A 15,587-nucleotide genomic window follows, 5' to 3' on the forward strand; every position below is an offset into this window, starting at 1 on the left:
CTGAAAAAATCAGTTGTATTTCGTGTCACACACATACAACCGATTTTATCACATTTTATTTAATATTTAAAGACTTTATTGCTTGTTCACAATTACGTCACAATTAAATTTATACGTTAATTGTTGCTGTTAATCCTAAGATTTCTTTATTTGCATCAAGAATTGGCTGAATTTCATCTCTCAAGAATTCTTCAACCTGTTCAGGTGAACGTCCTACATACTTACTTGGGTCCATTGTCTTCTGTAAGTCTTCTAAACTCATGTTAAATGATGGGTCATTTGCAATAAGTTCAAGTAAATTGTTGTCTAAGCCTTTTTCCTTAACGTTCTTTCCTGCTTCCATTGAAAGTGTACGAATCTTTTCGTGCATTTCCTGACGGTCGCCACCTGCTTTAACGGCATCCATCATAATATTTTCTGTTGCCATAAATGGAAGTTCACTCATGAGTCTCTTTTCAATAACCTTTGGATATACAACTAAACCATCTACTACATTTAAGTATAAATCAAGAATTCCATCGATAGCAAGGAAGCATTCCGGAACGCTTAATCTCTTATTTGCTGAATCATCTAATGTTCTTTCGAACCACTGTGTTGCTGATGTAATAGCCGGATTTAATGCTGTAACCATAACATAATTTGCAAGAGATGCGATTCTTTCACTTCTCATAGGATTTCTCTTGTAAGCCATTGCTGATGAACCTATCTGATTCTTTTCAAATGGTTCTTCAATTTCCTTCAAATGCTGTAACAAACGAATATCATTTGAGAATTTATGAGCACTTGCTGCGATTCCTGCAACAACGTTTAATACTCTTGTATCCATCTTTCTTGAATAAGTCTGTCCTGAAACAGGAAAGCATTTTTCAAATCCCATTTTCTTTGCAATCTTATTTTCAAGTTCTTTAATCTTTTCATGGTCTCCTTCAAATAATTCAAGGAAACTTGCCTGTGTTCCTGTTGTTCCTTTAGAACCTAACAACATCATGCTGTCAATCATGTAATTTAAATCATCCAAATCTAATTTTAATTCCATTAACCATAATGTTGCTCTCTTACCTACTGTTGTAGGCTGTGCAGGCTGAAAATGTGTAAAAGCCAATGTAGGCTGAGATTTATATTTATCAGCAAATTTAGCAAGTTCATTGATAACGTTAATTAATTTCTTTCTAACAAGTTTTAATGCTTCTGTCATTATAATTATATCTGTGTTATCACCAACGTAACATGATGTTGCTCCTAAATGGATAATTCCCTTTGCCTTAGGGCACTGCTGACCATAAGCATAAACATGAGACATTACGTCATGACGAACTAATTTTTCTCTTTCTTTTGCTACATCGTAGTTAATATCATCTGCATGAGCCTTAAGTTCATCAATCTGTTCCTGTGTAATGTTTAATCCTAATTCCATTTCAGATTCTGCTAATGCAATCCATAATTTTCTCCATGTTTTAAACTTCATATCAGGTGAAAAAATATACTGCATTTCCTTACTTGCATATCTTTCTGATAATGGGCTTTGGTATCTGTCGTTCATAAATTCCTCCTTAACATTTGACCTTATTTTATATATTCTCCACGGATATCCTCTTTTGGTGGCTCCATTGGATATTTTTCATCAAAACATCCTGTGCAAATCCCAAGTCCGCCTGCAATTTCTTTTAATCTTTCAACTCTAAGGTATCCTAATGAATCTGCACCGATTATTTCGTTGATTTCTTCTATTGTTCTATTGTGGGCAATTAACTGATCTCTTGATGGTATATCAGTTCCAAAATAACATTCATATAAGAATGGTGGTGAACTGATTCTTACATGTACCTCTGTGGCACCTGCATCCTTTAACATCTGAACAATTCTATCACTTGTGGTTCCTCTTACAATTGAATCATCAATCATTATTACTCGTTTACCACAAACTGCCTCTTTTAAAACATTTAATTTAATTCTAACACTTGATTCCCTGCTCTTTTGCTGAGGTTTAATAAATGTACGACCAACATAACTGTTTTTGACAAATGCTGTTCCGTAAGGGATTCCTGATTCCATTGCATAACCCATGGCTGCTGCATTTCCTGATTCAGGTACACCCACAACAACATCTGCTTCAACCGGGGAATCCATAGCTAAGAATCTTCCTGCCATAATTCTTGAATGATATACACTCACTCCATCAAAATTGCTGTCCGGTCTTGCAAAGTAAATATATTCAAATACACATCTTGCTTCTTTTGCCTTAGGAAGACACATTGATGTATCTGATTTAATTCCATCTTTGTCAATAGTTACAACTTCTCCCGGAAGTACATCTCTTACAAATTCAGCACCAATTGTATCAAGGGCACATGTTTCAGATGCTAAAATATAAGCATTGTCCCTTTTGCCAATACATAATGGTTTAAAACCAAATGGATCTCTTGCACCAATAAGTTTTCGAGGACTTGAAATTACGAGTGCATAAGCACCTTTTAATTTCTTCATCGCATTTGTAACTGCTTCCTGTGCTGTCTTTGCATTAATTCTTTCCCTTGCAACAAGATAAGCAATAACTTCCGAATCAATTGTTGTTTGGAAAATTGCTCCTGTATATGCTAACTCATCACGAAGTTCATTTGCATTAATCAAATTACCATTGTGAGCAAGCATCAATGTTCCTTTAACATAATTGATTACAAGTGGCTGTGCATTACTAGGAATACTTTCACCTGCTGTAGAATAACGAACATGTCCTACACCGATATTTCCGTGAAGTTTTGACAAATTTTCGCTGTTAAATACTTCATTTACAAGTCCCATTCCTTTTAACAAATCCACTTTTCTAGGTCCAAACGTGTCTGATACAGAAATACCACAGCTTTCCTGTCCTCTGTGCTGCAGTGCAAATAATCCATAATAAATGGATGATGCAACATCATTGCCATCTAAATCATACATACCAAACACACCACATTCTTCATGCAGTCCATCATCTTCCCAATTTTGTTGAAGCTCGATACTATTCATTTTCTTTTCTCCACCTACGTATACTAACTTTTATATTTTTCCATTGCATTATATATCAATGCGACAACTATAGCAACTCTCTAAGCATCTGATTTATCATCTGCGGATTAGCCTTACCCTGTGTAGCTTTCATTGTCTGACCTACTAATGCTCCAATCGCCTTCTGATTTCCACCCTGATAATCTGCAACTGCCTTAGGGTTGTTAGCAATGACTTCCTCGATTATCTTCTTAAGGTCATCTGTATTGTTGTCCATCTTCAATTCATGTTCATCTACATATTTTTCAGGGTCTATGTCATCATTAAACATTGCCTCAAATACTTCTTTGGCAACTGTTTTGTTAATTACGTTGTCATCAATAAGTTTTAAGAACTTACTAAAGTTATCGGCAGAGAATTTAACCTCGTCAGGTTCAATTCCTTTTTCCTTTACAAGACGCATTGTTTCTACCATCAACCAGTTGCTGGCTTCTTTTGGTTTGCTTCCATTTGCAACTGCTGCTTCTAATAAAACTGTTAAAGGTTTATATAAAGTCAAAAGATTCGCGTCATATTCAGGAAGTCCATATTCTTCAATGTATCTTTCTTTCTTTTCATCTCTGAATTCAGGCTGTTCTGATTTTAATCTTTCTAACCATTCATCACTAATATTGATTGGAACCAAATCAGGGTCCGGAAAATATCTGTAATCCTGTGCATCTTCTTTTGAACGCATTGCATAAGAATACTCTTTTGTATCGTCCCATCTTCTTGTTTCCTGAACAACTTCCTGTCCTGATTCTAATAAATCAATCTGTCTTTCTCTTTCATTTTCAATTGCTCTTGCAATCGCCTTAAATGAGTTAAGGTTCTTTGTTTCTGTTCTTGTTCCAAATTCAGCTGCTCCAACTTCCCTTACTGAAAGGTTAACGTCAGCTCTCATTGAACCTTCATTTAACTTACAGTCAGAAGCTCCTAAATACTGAATTATCATACGCAATTTTTCAAGGTATGCAATTACTTCTTCTGCTGAACGCATATCTGGTTCTGATACAATTTCAATAAGCGGTACACCTGAACGGTTAAAGTCTACTAATGAGCAGTCAGCCCAATCATCATGTACAAGCTTACCTGCATCTTCTTCCATATGAATCTCGTGGATTCTTACTTTTTTCTTTCCTTCTTCTGTTTCAATTTCTACATATCCGTCTCTACAGATTGGAAGATATAACTGTGAAATCTGATAATTCTGTGGATTATCAGGATAAAAATAATTCTTTCTGTCAAATTTACAATTCTGTGTGATTTTACAATTTGTTGCAAGTCCTACTGCTGCTGCATATTCAACAACCTGCTTATTTAATACAGGAAGTGAACCCGGCATTCCTGTACAGACAGGACATGTATGTGTATTTGGTGCTCCTCCGAATTCTGTTGAACAGGAGCAAAAAATCTTTGTTTTTGTTGCTAATTCTACATGAACTTCAAGTCCAATGACTGTTTCGTACTGTTTCATTTACTTCACTCCTTATGCTTCTACTAATGGGCAATGCTCATATTCTCTTGTCTGTTCATAAGCATATGCTGCTCTTATAATTGTCTTTTCCTTAAAGCAGTCTCCAATAATCTGCATTCCTATTGGAAGTCCGTTAGAATCCTTTCCACAAGGAACCGTAATTCCCGGAAGACCTGCCAAATTAACTGATATTGTATAAATATCTCCAAGATACATCTTAATAGGGTCAGCAAGACTGCTTCCAATCTTAGGAGCTGTTGTAGGTGCAGCCGGTGCGATAATAACGTCATATTTAGCGAATGCTTCATCAAATGCCTTTTTAATTAAAGCTTTTGTTCTTAAAGCTTTTAAATAGTACGCATCATAATATCCACTACTTAATACAAATGAACCAAGCATAATTCTACGCTTAACTTCTTCACCAAAACCTTCTGAACGTGTCTTTTTATACATGTTATGAAGACCTTCATATTCCTGTGTTCTGTATCCGTATTTTACACCGTCAAATCTTTCAAGGTTTGAACTTGCTTCCGCACTGGCAATTACATAATATGCAGGAATTGCATATTCAACAAGGCTTAAATCAAATTCTTCTACGATTGCGCCTTTGCTCTTTAAAACTTCTACTGCATTTAAAATAGAATCTTTTACTTCTTTATCTAATCCATCACCAAAATAGTCTTTAGGGATACCAATCTTCAATCCCTTAACATCATCAACTAATGCTTCAGTGAAGTTATAATCGTCTCTCTTAACTGATGTTGAGTCTTTCTCATCGTGACCCGCTATTGTTTCAAGTATTGTAGCTACATCAGTAACATCTTTTGCAACAGGTCCAATCTGGTCTAATGATGAACCGTATGCAATTAGTCCGTAACGTGAAACCGTTCCGTATGTTGGTTTAATTCCTGTTACTCCGCAAAATGAACTTGGCTGTCTGATTGATCCACCTGTATCTGAACCTAAAGCATATGAGCATTCTTCTGATGCAACAGCTGTACATGAACCACCTGATGAACCACCCGGTACATGTTCTGTGTTCCAAGGATTCTTTGTTGCTCCAAATGCAGAAGTTTCTGTAGTACTTCCCATGGCAAATTCATCCATGTTAGTCTTTCCAATTATAACTGCTCCTGCTTTTTCAAGATTTTCAACTGCTGTAGCTGTATAAGTAGGAACAAAGTTTCCTAAAATTTTAGAACTACATGTTGTAAGCATGCCTTTAGTACACATATTATCCTTAATAGCTACAGGCACGCCTGCTAATGGTCCTGTAAGTTTTCCTTCGTCAATTAACTTCTGAACTTCTTCAGCTTTCTTTAATGCCTCTTCTTTATTCGTTACAGTAACAAAACTATTAATTGTCTTGTCCTGCTTTTCTATATGAGCAAATGCATCATTTACCGCATCTACAACTTTAACCTCGCCGCTTTTAATCTTTTTCCCAAGTTCAACGGCTGTTAAACTCATTAAATTCATAACACTATATCCTTTCATTTGCTGTAAGTAAATTATTCTACTGTCTTTGGAACAACAAATGCTCCGCCTCTTTCCTCCGGTGCATTTGCAAGAATATTTTCTCTGTCATCACCGTTTACAACAACGTCTTCTCTAAATACATTGTTTACAGGGAATATGTGGCTCATTGGCTCAACATTACTTGTATCTAACTGATTTAACATATCAATATAATCAAGCATTCTGCCCATATCACTCTTTGCTTTTTCTTTCTCATCATCTGAAAGTTCAAGCTTTGCTAAAATTCCAACATACTCTATTGTCTCGTCTGAAATTATATTTGCCATATCTTCCTCCTCTAGCATTCCTTTAAGTTATGGTTATTATAACGAACAATCTGTTTTATTCAAATAAATTAACTTTTATATTAAATATACAGACTTACCCCATTAAACCATAAACATCTACTCTTCAATATAGCATAATCACCATATTACTTGCAAATAGTTTCACGAATTTCTTCATTTTTATTCATAATGCAGGTTTTATCATTCTTCCATTAAAGATTTCCACTAAATTAATAACGATTTTTAACCTTTAAATTACACTTAATTATTTCATTTGTCAGCTTTGTGATGTATAATATTAGTATATTTTTGAGCGGAGACAAATAAATTTGAGTAGAAACAATTTCTCAGATTTTATAAATAATAAAGAGCATAATGCTCTGTTACTACAAGGAGGTAGACACATTATGGACGAGGGAAGAATTGTAAAATATTATGCTTCAAAAAATCCTAACATTGCCCTTAAAGTTATAAAGGGACATTTTGCTACTACTCATTCACACGTTAGTCATTATCTTGATATGACTACAATGAAAACAAGACAACGTGAAGCTGAGCAGATTGCAGTCGCAATGAAGGATTACTACAACGTTATGGGGAAACCTATTGACACAATCGTATGTATGGACGGATGCGAGGTCATTGGAGCTTTCTTAGCAAGCGAACTTACTAAGGCCGGAGTATTATCTATGAATGCACACAAGACAATTTATGTTATTTCACCTGAATATGATTCTAACGGCCTTATGATATTTAGGGATAATCTTAAGCATGAAATTAAGAATAGAAATGTTCTTTTATTGCTTGCTTCTGCAAGTACCGGAACTACTGTAAAGAATTGTATTGAATGTGTTTCCTACTATGGTGGAATTCTTCAGGGTATATCTGCTATATTCAGTGCCGTTGATAACGTTGACGGTTACCACATCGATTCTCTGTTTAAGGCAGATGATATTCCGGGATACAACATTTACTCTCACAATGATTGCCCTATGTGCAAGGCAAATGAGAAAATTGAAGCCATCGTTAATGGATATGGGTATAGTGAATTATAATGTAATCTTTGCATTAAAGGTCAGACTACTATACGAAATATAAAACTGAATAGTAATAATATTTTAAGGGTATTGCATCGACTAAATGCAATACCTTTTTATGTAAAATCTTATTTTTCTCTGCTAATATTTAATATTATTCCGGCTAGTAATACGCAACATATTGTTGTTATTGACATTTTGATAAATTGTGATGTATAATTAGTTGTACACATACAGTATGTGTACAATCGGTGAAAACTATGGTATAAATCAAATTATCTACGTAATAAAGTATTATTTCTGCATAATTTAGATTTTTATATAGTTGTCAATGAACAAAAGAACAATTATAATGAAAGGTAATAAAAGATTGAGCATAAGTGAACAACTACAAAACAATAAAGATTTAGAACGCCTACAGGCTCTACGATATATAGATGATGATTTTATGACAGTATGCTTAGAAGATAACTTCGAAGCTGTTGAACTAATACTTAGAATAATATTGAACCAAGATGATATTATTATTAAGTCTATAAAGACACAGGATCCTCTTAAAAATCTACAAGGACGCTCTGCTGTATTAGATGTGCATGCATCAGACAGTACCGGTAGAAAATTTGATATTGAAATTCAAAGAGCTAATAAAGGTGCAGGTTCCAAAAGAGCCCGTTATAACAGCAGCCTGTTAGACGCTCATATATTAAAGCCTGGTGATAGTACTGATAACATGCCCGATAGTTATGTGATTTTCATTACAGAAAATGATGTTATGCATGGAAATCAACCTTTATATCATATAGACAGATACGTTGTGATGGAAGGCGAAAAGAAACTTTTTGGTGATGGCTCTCATATAATATATGTTAATGGAGCATATCGGGGAAATGATGCGATTGGAAGACTCATGCATGATTTTTCATGTACAAATCCTAACGATATGAATTATAAAGAATTAGCAAAAAAAGCAAGATATTTCAAAGAAGAGAAAGAAGGTGTTGCATCTATGTCACAAATATTAGAAGATATGAGAAATGAAGTTGCAAAAGAAACTGCTAAGGCAACTGCGAAAGAAACTGCAGAACGGATGATAAAAATCGGCAAAATGTCCCTTGATGAAATTGCTACATATGTTCCCACATTATCAATTGACGAATTAAAAGAATTAGAAGAACAGGTTACAAGAGTTTAAATATGAATGGTGTAATTTTTTCTAAGTTCAGGTTTTCGATGATAAAAAATAACACTTTGACAAGTCGTTTTGCCAAAGTGTTTTTTTATCTATAATCATAATTAAATTATTTAACTAACATTATTCCACTACCCGTAGCTGAACCATTAGGATTATTTGTATCATATTCTAAATCTCTATCCAATGGATGAATAATAACATCTGCCGGTATTCCACTAATTGTTTTTCCAATAATGCTACCATATATTTTAATAGAATTACCACACCATGATATATCTCCATTTGGTGCAAATACAAGTCCGTGATATTCTGATGATGCCTGTCCACCATTTATATTTCCATATTTTGAATACATAGTCATTGTAGAATCAGAACTACTATTTATCTGTGCCATGGCACCAGTAATGTTTATATCTTTTTCCGTTACCAATGCTCCTGACAACACAAAACCATTAGAGGCTGTAAAACTATTTGCATATATATATGTAGAGTCAAACTTTACATCTCCTGATTCCAAATACAAATCTCCAACACAATATACATTTCCCTTAATATGCACTTTTGTTCCAGCTAGTTTTAATTTGCCAGCACAATATACATTTCCATTTATTTCTATTCCTCCCGAATAGAAAGATAATGTAGTGTTTTTGTTTGCATCTCCATTTATATATAAATCTCCATTGATTATTAGTTTTCCTCCTCCCAAATCATAGTCTCCACTTCTAGAACTATTATCTATTAACAAGTCATTTCCAAATGACCAAGTGCCTCCCCACCACGTTTCATTTCCTATATATTTAATACTCTTACAACCTTCACTTCCTTTTTTATTAACTTCAGCTATTGTTAAATCAAAATTCTCCGGAACTGAAGGATTTACAATTAATTTTTCAATGTTTTCTCCTAAGTACATAGGCATTTCTTCATATCGTGCATTTGAATTTATATGGCTCTTAGCTTCATCAGTTGTAACATCTAAAAGATTTACATTATCTCCATTTTTAACACCAACCTTTGTTGTCGATGAATTCAATTTATCAAATCCTTTTGAAGCTTCAAAAGAAAATGCATATCCATTTCCAGGGTCAGACCAAATCTTTCCATTTGCATGCACTGCTCCATCAACTTTATAAACTGCTCCAAGTTTCAATGTTGCATCTTTATCTCCGGAAAATATAGCATATTTAAATCCTCTCGGATTACTTGTTCCACCTTTTGTAGCTACTGCAACCGTACTTATCTTATTACTCTTAATACCAAGGGCTCTTGCAAATGTTGTCTTTCTTTCTTCTTTAAGATATACCTGCACTTTTGAATTAGAATCTTTAAATTCCACCTGCACATTTCTTGTATCCGTGAACCCATTTTCCTTCATGTAATACTTAGCAAGTTCCGTAGCTTTCGTAGTATCAGGCAAGGCTGAAGCTGCTGCTCTTGATGCAGTATCACACGCTGTCTGCATCTTTGCCTTATACACATAATCTGCACCTAAATCAACAACTAATGCTGCCATTCCAAGAAATACAACCATAAGAACTGCAACAAGAATTATAACTGATCCTTCTTCGTCTTTATCTTTACGATTTCCTAAAAACCTCTCCATTGTTTAACCCTCCATACAAAAATAAATAAACTAACTATTTATCACGTATCTATATTAAATACATTATACAAATTTTCTTTTTATAAAATCAACCTTTTTTTGTATTTTTGGTTATTTTCACTACTTTTTTTCACAAAAGCAACAATAAAAGGACTATCAATTAATAATATTTATTAAGTTTCAGGCTATACTATTTTGCCTGCCTACTGTAAGAAAACTTATCAATTAATAGTCCATATTTTTATTTCAATTATTCTATAGTTGTACTTACTAAAGTTTTATACTTTCAACCTTACGATACATCCTCTATTTATTCAAAGCCTTAATTCTTTCAATAGCCTTAACTGTATTTTCATATGTTCCAAATCCTGTAAGTCTGAAGTATCCTTCACCGCTTGGTCCAAATCCTGAACCAGGTGTTCCTACTACATTTGCATTTTCTAATAAGTAGTCAAAGAATTCCCATGATGTCATTCCTTCAGGTACCTGTAACCATACATAAGGTGCATTAACACCACCTGATACTTTATATCCTGCTTCAGAAAGGCCTTCACGAATTGTCTTTGCATTGTTCATGTAATAAGCTACCTGCTCAGCTGTCTGCTTCTTTCCTGCTTCTGAGTAAACTGCTTCGCCGGCTCTCTGGATAATGTATGGAGCTCCGTTAAACTTTGTTCCGTGTCTTCTTGCCCAAAGGCTGTTTAACATTACATCGCCCTGCTTTAATTCTTTAGGAATTACTGTAAAGCCAAGTCTTGTCCCTGTAAATCCGGCATTCTTTGAAAAGCTTCTCAATTCAATGGCACATGTTTTAGCACCTTCACATTCATAGATTGTATGTGGAACATCTTCTTCTGAAATGTAAGCTTCATATGCTGCATCATAAATAATAACTGCCTTAACCTTATTTGCATAATCAACCCATTCCTGCAACTGTGCTTTTGTAATAGTAGAACCTGTTGGGTTATTTGGATAGCAAAGATAAATGATATCCGGTGTTTCCTTAGGAAGTTCAGGTACAAAATTATTTTCAGCAGTACATGGCATGTAAATTACATTACTCCATTTTTCTTCATCTTCAAGAAAAGTTCCTGTTCTTCCTGCCATTACATTTGTATCTACATATACAGGATAAACAGGGTCACATACTGCAATCTTATTATCCTGTGAGAAAATCTCTCCAATATTACCTGAATCTGATTTAGCACCATCACTTACAAATATTTCATCAAGCGCAATCTCAACACCTCTTGCCTTGTAATCATTGTCGGCAATTGCTTTTCTCAAAAATTCATATCCTAAATCAGGTGCATATCCATGAAATGTTTCTGCAGATGCCATTTCATCTACTGCTTTATGAAGGCTGTCAATTACTGCCGGTGCTAATGGCAATGTAACATCTCCAATTCCTAATCTGATTAATTCTTTATCAGGATGTGCTTCCTGGTAAGCTGCAACTTTTTTTGCAATTGTTGAGAAAAGATAACTTCCCCTAAGTTTCAAGTAATTTTCATTAATTTTAAACATTTTTTTCAATCCTCCTAATGTTCATTTATATATGCTAATCGCGATACAACATAACTGAAACCATCTTTGCCACTTCAACCATTGTGCAACCGCTATCCATAGCGTTCTTTTGCAAATATCTGTGTGCCTGTTCTTCAGTCAGATTCTGTACCGTCATTAATGCCTCTTTTGCCTGATTAATTATCGCCTGGTCTTCCGGGCTCCTAGTACCCGGTTTGCGCTTTGTCTTATGTCTTTTTGACAAAATCTGATTTTCCATCATTTCAACGGAATTAATCAAATCTCTAACCTTTAATGGCATCTCAAGAGTTGCCACCCCGGTATTATCTTCCATCAGTCTGTTTTTTGATGCAAGTAATATCACTTCAAAACTGCTTCCTACATTGTCTACAATATCACTGTATAACATATCAGGCAGTTTATATCCTGTTATAATAATGCCTTCACCAATATCGTCAGCTCTGTTTATTGCACTGGCCCCCGTAGTACAATTGGCCACTACATTAAACCCATTTCGGGATAACAAACTTCTGATTGCCCGGCTGTCCTCAGGTTTTGGAAATGCTACTATAATTCCAACCACGTTCATTCCTCCGGTTTCTGTTACAAAATCTACTTAAGTTTAAACTATAATATTAAATTCTGTCTAAATATTTGTTAATTTCCCAATCTGTAACCTGAGATGTGTATTCCATCCATTCTGATTCTTTTGCATATACATATTTATCAAATGTTTCTTTTCCTAAAACATCCTTAACAAATGAAGATTTCTTCATTTCCTTAACAGCTTCATAAAGATTCTTTGGAAGGTTTTCAATTCCCGCCTCATCTCTTTCTTTACTTGTCATTGAGTAAATATCCTGTTGTACACTTTCTTTCGGAACTAATCCTCTCTTAATTCCATCAAGTCCTGCTGCAAGACATACTGCTAATGTTAAGTATGGATTAGCTGCACAGTCAGGGCAACGAAGTTCAACTCTTGTACCTACACCTCTGGCTGCCGGTACTCTTACAAGCGGGCTTCTGTTAGTAGCTGACCATGCAATGTATGTAGGTGCTTCATAACCCGGTACAAGCCTCTTGTATGAATTTACGATAGGATTTGTAATTGCTGAAATGCTTCTCATATGTTCCATGATACCTGCTATGAAACTGTAAGCCTCCTTACTTAATCCTCTTTCATCATTTTCATCTGCAAAAATGTTTTTTCCTTCTTTAAACAATGACATATTAGTATGCATTCCTGAACCACATACTCCGTATTTTGGCTTAGGCATAAATGATGCATATAGTCCATGTCTCTTAGCTATTGTCTTTACTGTAAGCTTAAATGTCATAATATTATCAGCAGTCTTTAATGCTTCATCATATTTAAAATCAATTTCATGCTGTGCAGGTGCTACTTCGTGATGTGATGCTTCGATTTCAAATCCTAAATCTTCAAGATTAAGAACCATGTCTCTTCTTGCATTTTCACCTAAATCTGTAGGTGCTAAATCAAAATAGCTTGCATTTTCATGTGTAATTGTTGTTGGACATCCATTGTCATCTGTGTGGAATAAAAAGAATTCGCATTCAGGTCCTACATTAAATGTATAGCCCATATCTTCTGCTTCTTTTAATACTTTCTTTAAGACATATCTTGGATCACTTTCATAAGGTGTTCCGTCTGTTTTATATACGTCGCAAATAAGTCTTGCAACTTTTCCCTGATGCGGTCTGAAAGGTAATATTTCAAATGTATCTAAATCAGGATATAAATACATGTCTGACTCTTCGATTCTGGCAAATCCTTCAATTGAAGAACCATCAAACATACATTTATTATCCAATGCTTTTTCTAACTGACTTCTTGTTATTGCAACATTCTTCAATGTCCCAAATAAATCTGTGAACTGAAGACGTATAAATTCAACATCTTCTTCATCTGCAATTTTAATAATTTCCTGTTTTGTATATCTCATGTGTTTCTCCTTTCACCAAACAAAGTATGTGGTGTCTAACCCTTATAAAATAATAACAAACCACAATTTGATAGTCAACGTTAGATTCATAAATAAAATTTAAATAAAATTTAATTAAATTTACAAAATCCGCCTATTGCAATTACTCCATTTTTACAATAGAATTATGTGAGAAAACAGGCATCAAAGTCGGGGACTTTTAATCCCGACATCATATCATGATTAATATATGCCTTCTTATTTATTTACTTTATATGACAAAACTTGAAAGATGAGAATTAATACACATGAAAAAAAATAATCCAATAAACAAATACGTACTTGTAATAATATTTTTAGCATTATTTGCAATAATCAGCATATTCTTAATATCAATAACCGAACACAGGTCTGATGCAAATATGAATAATAAAAGTAATTCTGAAAAACTTACAACAAAAAATACCGAAGATTCATCTTCATTTGAAGAAACAACATCATACAATCCTGCTGATTCTGCCATAGAAGAGATGAGTACAGCTCCTTCAGGCGATGCTGCAAAGCATTTGATTGATTTTGATGCTGATTTTCCTTATCAGATAAGAGTTAACAGAACTCAGAATTATGTAATTATATATGGAATTGACAAGAACGGAAGATACTCCATTCCTTATAAAGGATTTATGTGCTCTGTCGGAAAAGATGTAAAAGACACCCCTACAGGTTCATTTAAAACAAGCGATTATTATCCTTGGAGACTAATGGTTGATGGTTCTTATGCCCAATATGCAATCCGTATCAACGGTTCAATCATGCTTCATTCTATTCCATATTACAGTGCACACAACGATGATTTGGAAAGTGAAGAATATAATAAACTTGGAAGCAACGCTTCCCTTGGCTGTGTAAGACTTAACATTAACGGAATAAAATGGATATATGATAATTGTCCAAAAGGAACTCCTGTTACAATTTACGATTCAGATTCAGAAGTTCCACCTGTAAAAATTAAAAAAGTAAAAAAAATCGACTTAAACGATGAGAGAGCTAATTGGGACCCTACTGACCCGGTTGCAGGAAATCCTTGGAAAGATGGTAAAGAGACTGATGAAAGCGAAGAATATATGGAATATCCTTCTGAGACTACTTCTAATAAAAATAATTTAGAAACTACTTCTAAAAACAATTCAGAAACTACTTCTAAAGTTAAAGATAAATCAGTTTCTAAAACTACATCCAAAAAGGATTTAGAAACAACCACAAAATAATTAAGGAAGGAATATGTTTTATGGCAAAAAAAATATATGCTGTTAAAGTTGGAAGAACAAACGGAATATTTGAAACGTGGGATGAATGTAAAGCAAGTGTAAACGGATATCCCGGTGCCTTGTATAAAAGTTTCACAAATATGGCTGACGCTTACGCATATCTTAATTTGGAAAGTAAGCAGATGTCTCTCTTCGATATGCCATCTGACGATTCTGTTGATGATTCTGATTTTCCTGTCATAAAAGAATCTGTTGAAGATGATGACAAACCATTTTCTAATTCCGTAAAAGCCGTTGCTTATGTAGACGGAAGTTATAATATTGCTACAAAGCATTTTTCATATGGTTGTGTTATTTTCTATAATGGAGAGGAATTTCATCTTTCTAAAGATTTTGATGACCCTGAACTCGCTTCTATGCGAAATGTCTCAGGTGAAATATTTGGTTCAATGGCAGCAATGGATTTTGCTATAGAACACGGCATAAAACATATCGCAATTTACCACGATTATGCCGGTATAGAAAAATGGTGTACGGGCGATTGGCGTGCAAATAAGCCCGGCACAATTGCATATAAAAAATATTATGAACAGGCGAAGAAAAAAGTTGACATTACATTTTGTAAAGTTAAAGGTCATTCTGGTGACAAATATAATGACTTGGCCGATAAGCTTGCCAAAGAAGCCTGTGGGATAAACTAAAAAAATTAAA

The 15,587-nt window shown here is 34.4% G+C and carries 13 protein-coding genes; 4 read left to right on the forward strand and 9 right to left on the reverse strand.

All coding sequences use genetic code 11. From position 1 onward, the window contains the following. Nucleotides 1-109 precede the first annotated feature (109 nt). From purB to gatC, 5 genes are all read right to left on the reverse strand, one after another. The gene (purB, locus tag DWX29_RS05510) at nucleotides 110-1,540 is read right to left on the reverse strand and encodes an adenylosuccinate lyase (protein ID WP_022089743.1); all 1,431 of its coding nucleotides are present in this window, start codon (nucleotides 1,538-1,540) and stop codon (nucleotides 110-112) included. 23 nt (nucleotides 1,541-1,563) lie between these two features. Continuing rightward, on the reverse strand, nucleotides 1,564-3,006 hold the full coding sequence (purF, locus tag DWX29_RS05515; RefSeq protein ID WP_022089742.1) for an amidophosphoribosyltransferase: 1,443 nt from the start codon (nucleotides 3,004-3,006) through the stop codon (nucleotides 1,564-1,566). Between the two features lie 67 nt (nucleotides 3,007-3,073). Then, nucleotides 3,074-4,501 carry an Asp-tRNA(Asn)/Glu-tRNA(Gln) amidotransferase subunit GatB gene (gene gatB / locus DWX29_RS05520; protein ID WP_118565347.1) on the reverse strand — a complete coding sequence of 476 codons (1,428 nt, stop codon included), beginning with the start codon at nucleotides 4,499-4,501 and terminating at the stop codon, nucleotides 3,074-3,076. 12 nt (nucleotides 4,502-4,513) lie between these two features. Then, the gene (gatA, locus tag DWX29_RS05525; RefSeq protein WP_118565348.1) at nucleotides 4,514-5,980 is read right to left on the reverse strand and encodes an Asp-tRNA(Asn)/Glu-tRNA(Gln) amidotransferase subunit GatA; all 1,467 of its coding nucleotides are present in this window, start codon (nucleotides 5,978-5,980) and stop codon (nucleotides 4,514-4,516) included. A gap of 32 nt (nucleotides 5,981-6,012) precedes the next feature. Continuing rightward, a complete protein-coding gene (gene gatC, locus DWX29_RS05530; RefSeq protein WP_022089739.1) occupies nucleotides 6,013-6,306 on the reverse strand; it encodes an Asp-tRNA(Asn)/Glu-tRNA(Gln) amidotransferase subunit GatC in 294 nt (97 codons plus the stop codon). Between the two features lie 407 nt (nucleotides 6,307-6,713). On the opposite strand from gatC, the gene DWX29_RS05535 reads away from it, so the two are divergent. Continuing rightward, nucleotides 6,714-7,361, forward strand: coding sequence for an orotate phosphoribosyltransferase (locus DWX29_RS05535; RefSeq protein WP_117908729.1), 648 nt, complete (start codon nucleotides 6,714-6,716; stop codon nucleotides 7,359-7,361). A gap of 334 nt (nucleotides 7,362-7,695) precedes the next feature. Further along, nucleotides 7,696-8,535 carry a PD-(D/E)XK nuclease family transposase gene (locus tag DWX29_RS05540; RefSeq protein WP_118565349.1) on the forward strand — a complete coding sequence of 280 codons (840 nt, stop codon included), beginning with the start codon at nucleotides 7,696-7,698 and terminating at the stop codon, nucleotides 8,533-8,535. Nucleotides 8,536-8,641: 106 nt separating this feature from the next. Here the strand turns inward: DWX29_RS05540 and DWX29_RS05545 are convergent, their stop codons facing one another. From DWX29_RS05545 to DWX29_RS05560, 4 genes are all read right to left on the reverse strand, one after another. After that, a complete protein-coding gene (locus DWX29_RS05545; protein WP_118565350.1) occupies nucleotides 8,642-10,138 on the reverse strand; it encodes a Tad domain-containing protein in 1,497 nt (498 codons plus the stop codon). Between the two features lie 306 nt (nucleotides 10,139-10,444). After that, on the reverse strand, nucleotides 10,445-11,665 hold the full coding sequence (locus DWX29_RS05550; RefSeq protein WP_118565351.1) for an LL-diaminopimelate aminotransferase: 1,221 nt from the start codon (nucleotides 11,663-11,665) through the stop codon (nucleotides 10,445-10,447). 34 nt (nucleotides 11,666-11,699) lie between these two features. Further along, nucleotides 11,700-12,248 (reverse strand): ANTAR domain-containing protein, encoded by a 549-nt coding sequence (locus tag DWX29_RS05555; RefSeq protein WP_118565352.1) that lies wholly within the window; start codon nucleotides 12,246-12,248, stop codon nucleotides 11,700-11,702. A 52-nt stretch (nucleotides 12,249-12,300) separates the two neighbouring features. Beyond that, nucleotides 12,301-13,629: a glutamine synthetase family protein gene (locus DWX29_RS05560; protein WP_117908717.1), complete on the reverse strand. Its 1,329-nt coding sequence runs from the start codon at nucleotides 13,627-13,629 to the stop codon at nucleotides 12,301-12,303. 287 nt (nucleotides 13,630-13,916) lie between these two features. Here DWX29_RS05560 and DWX29_RS05565 point away from each other — a divergent pair, with 287 nt between their 5' ends. Together DWX29_RS05565 and DWX29_RS05570 are read left to right on the forward strand one after the other, a co-directional pair. Continuing rightward, a complete protein-coding gene (locus DWX29_RS05565; RefSeq protein ID WP_118565353.1) occupies nucleotides 13,917-14,876 on the forward strand; it encodes a L,D-transpeptidase in 960 nt (319 codons plus the stop codon). A 20-nt stretch (nucleotides 14,877-14,896) separates the two neighbouring features. Then, on the forward strand, nucleotides 14,897-15,577 hold the full coding sequence (locus DWX29_RS05570) for a ribonuclease H family protein (protein ID WP_118565354.1): 681 nt from the start codon (nucleotides 14,897-14,899) through the stop codon (nucleotides 15,575-15,577). Nucleotides 15,578-15,587 lie beyond the last annotated feature (10 nt).

Origin of the sequence: Eubacterium sp. AF19-12LB (assembly GCF_003479125.1) — a bacterium.
GTDB classification, from domain to species: Bacteria; Bacillota; Clostridia; order Lachnospirales; family Lachnospiraceae; genus Eubacterium_U; species Eubacterium_U album.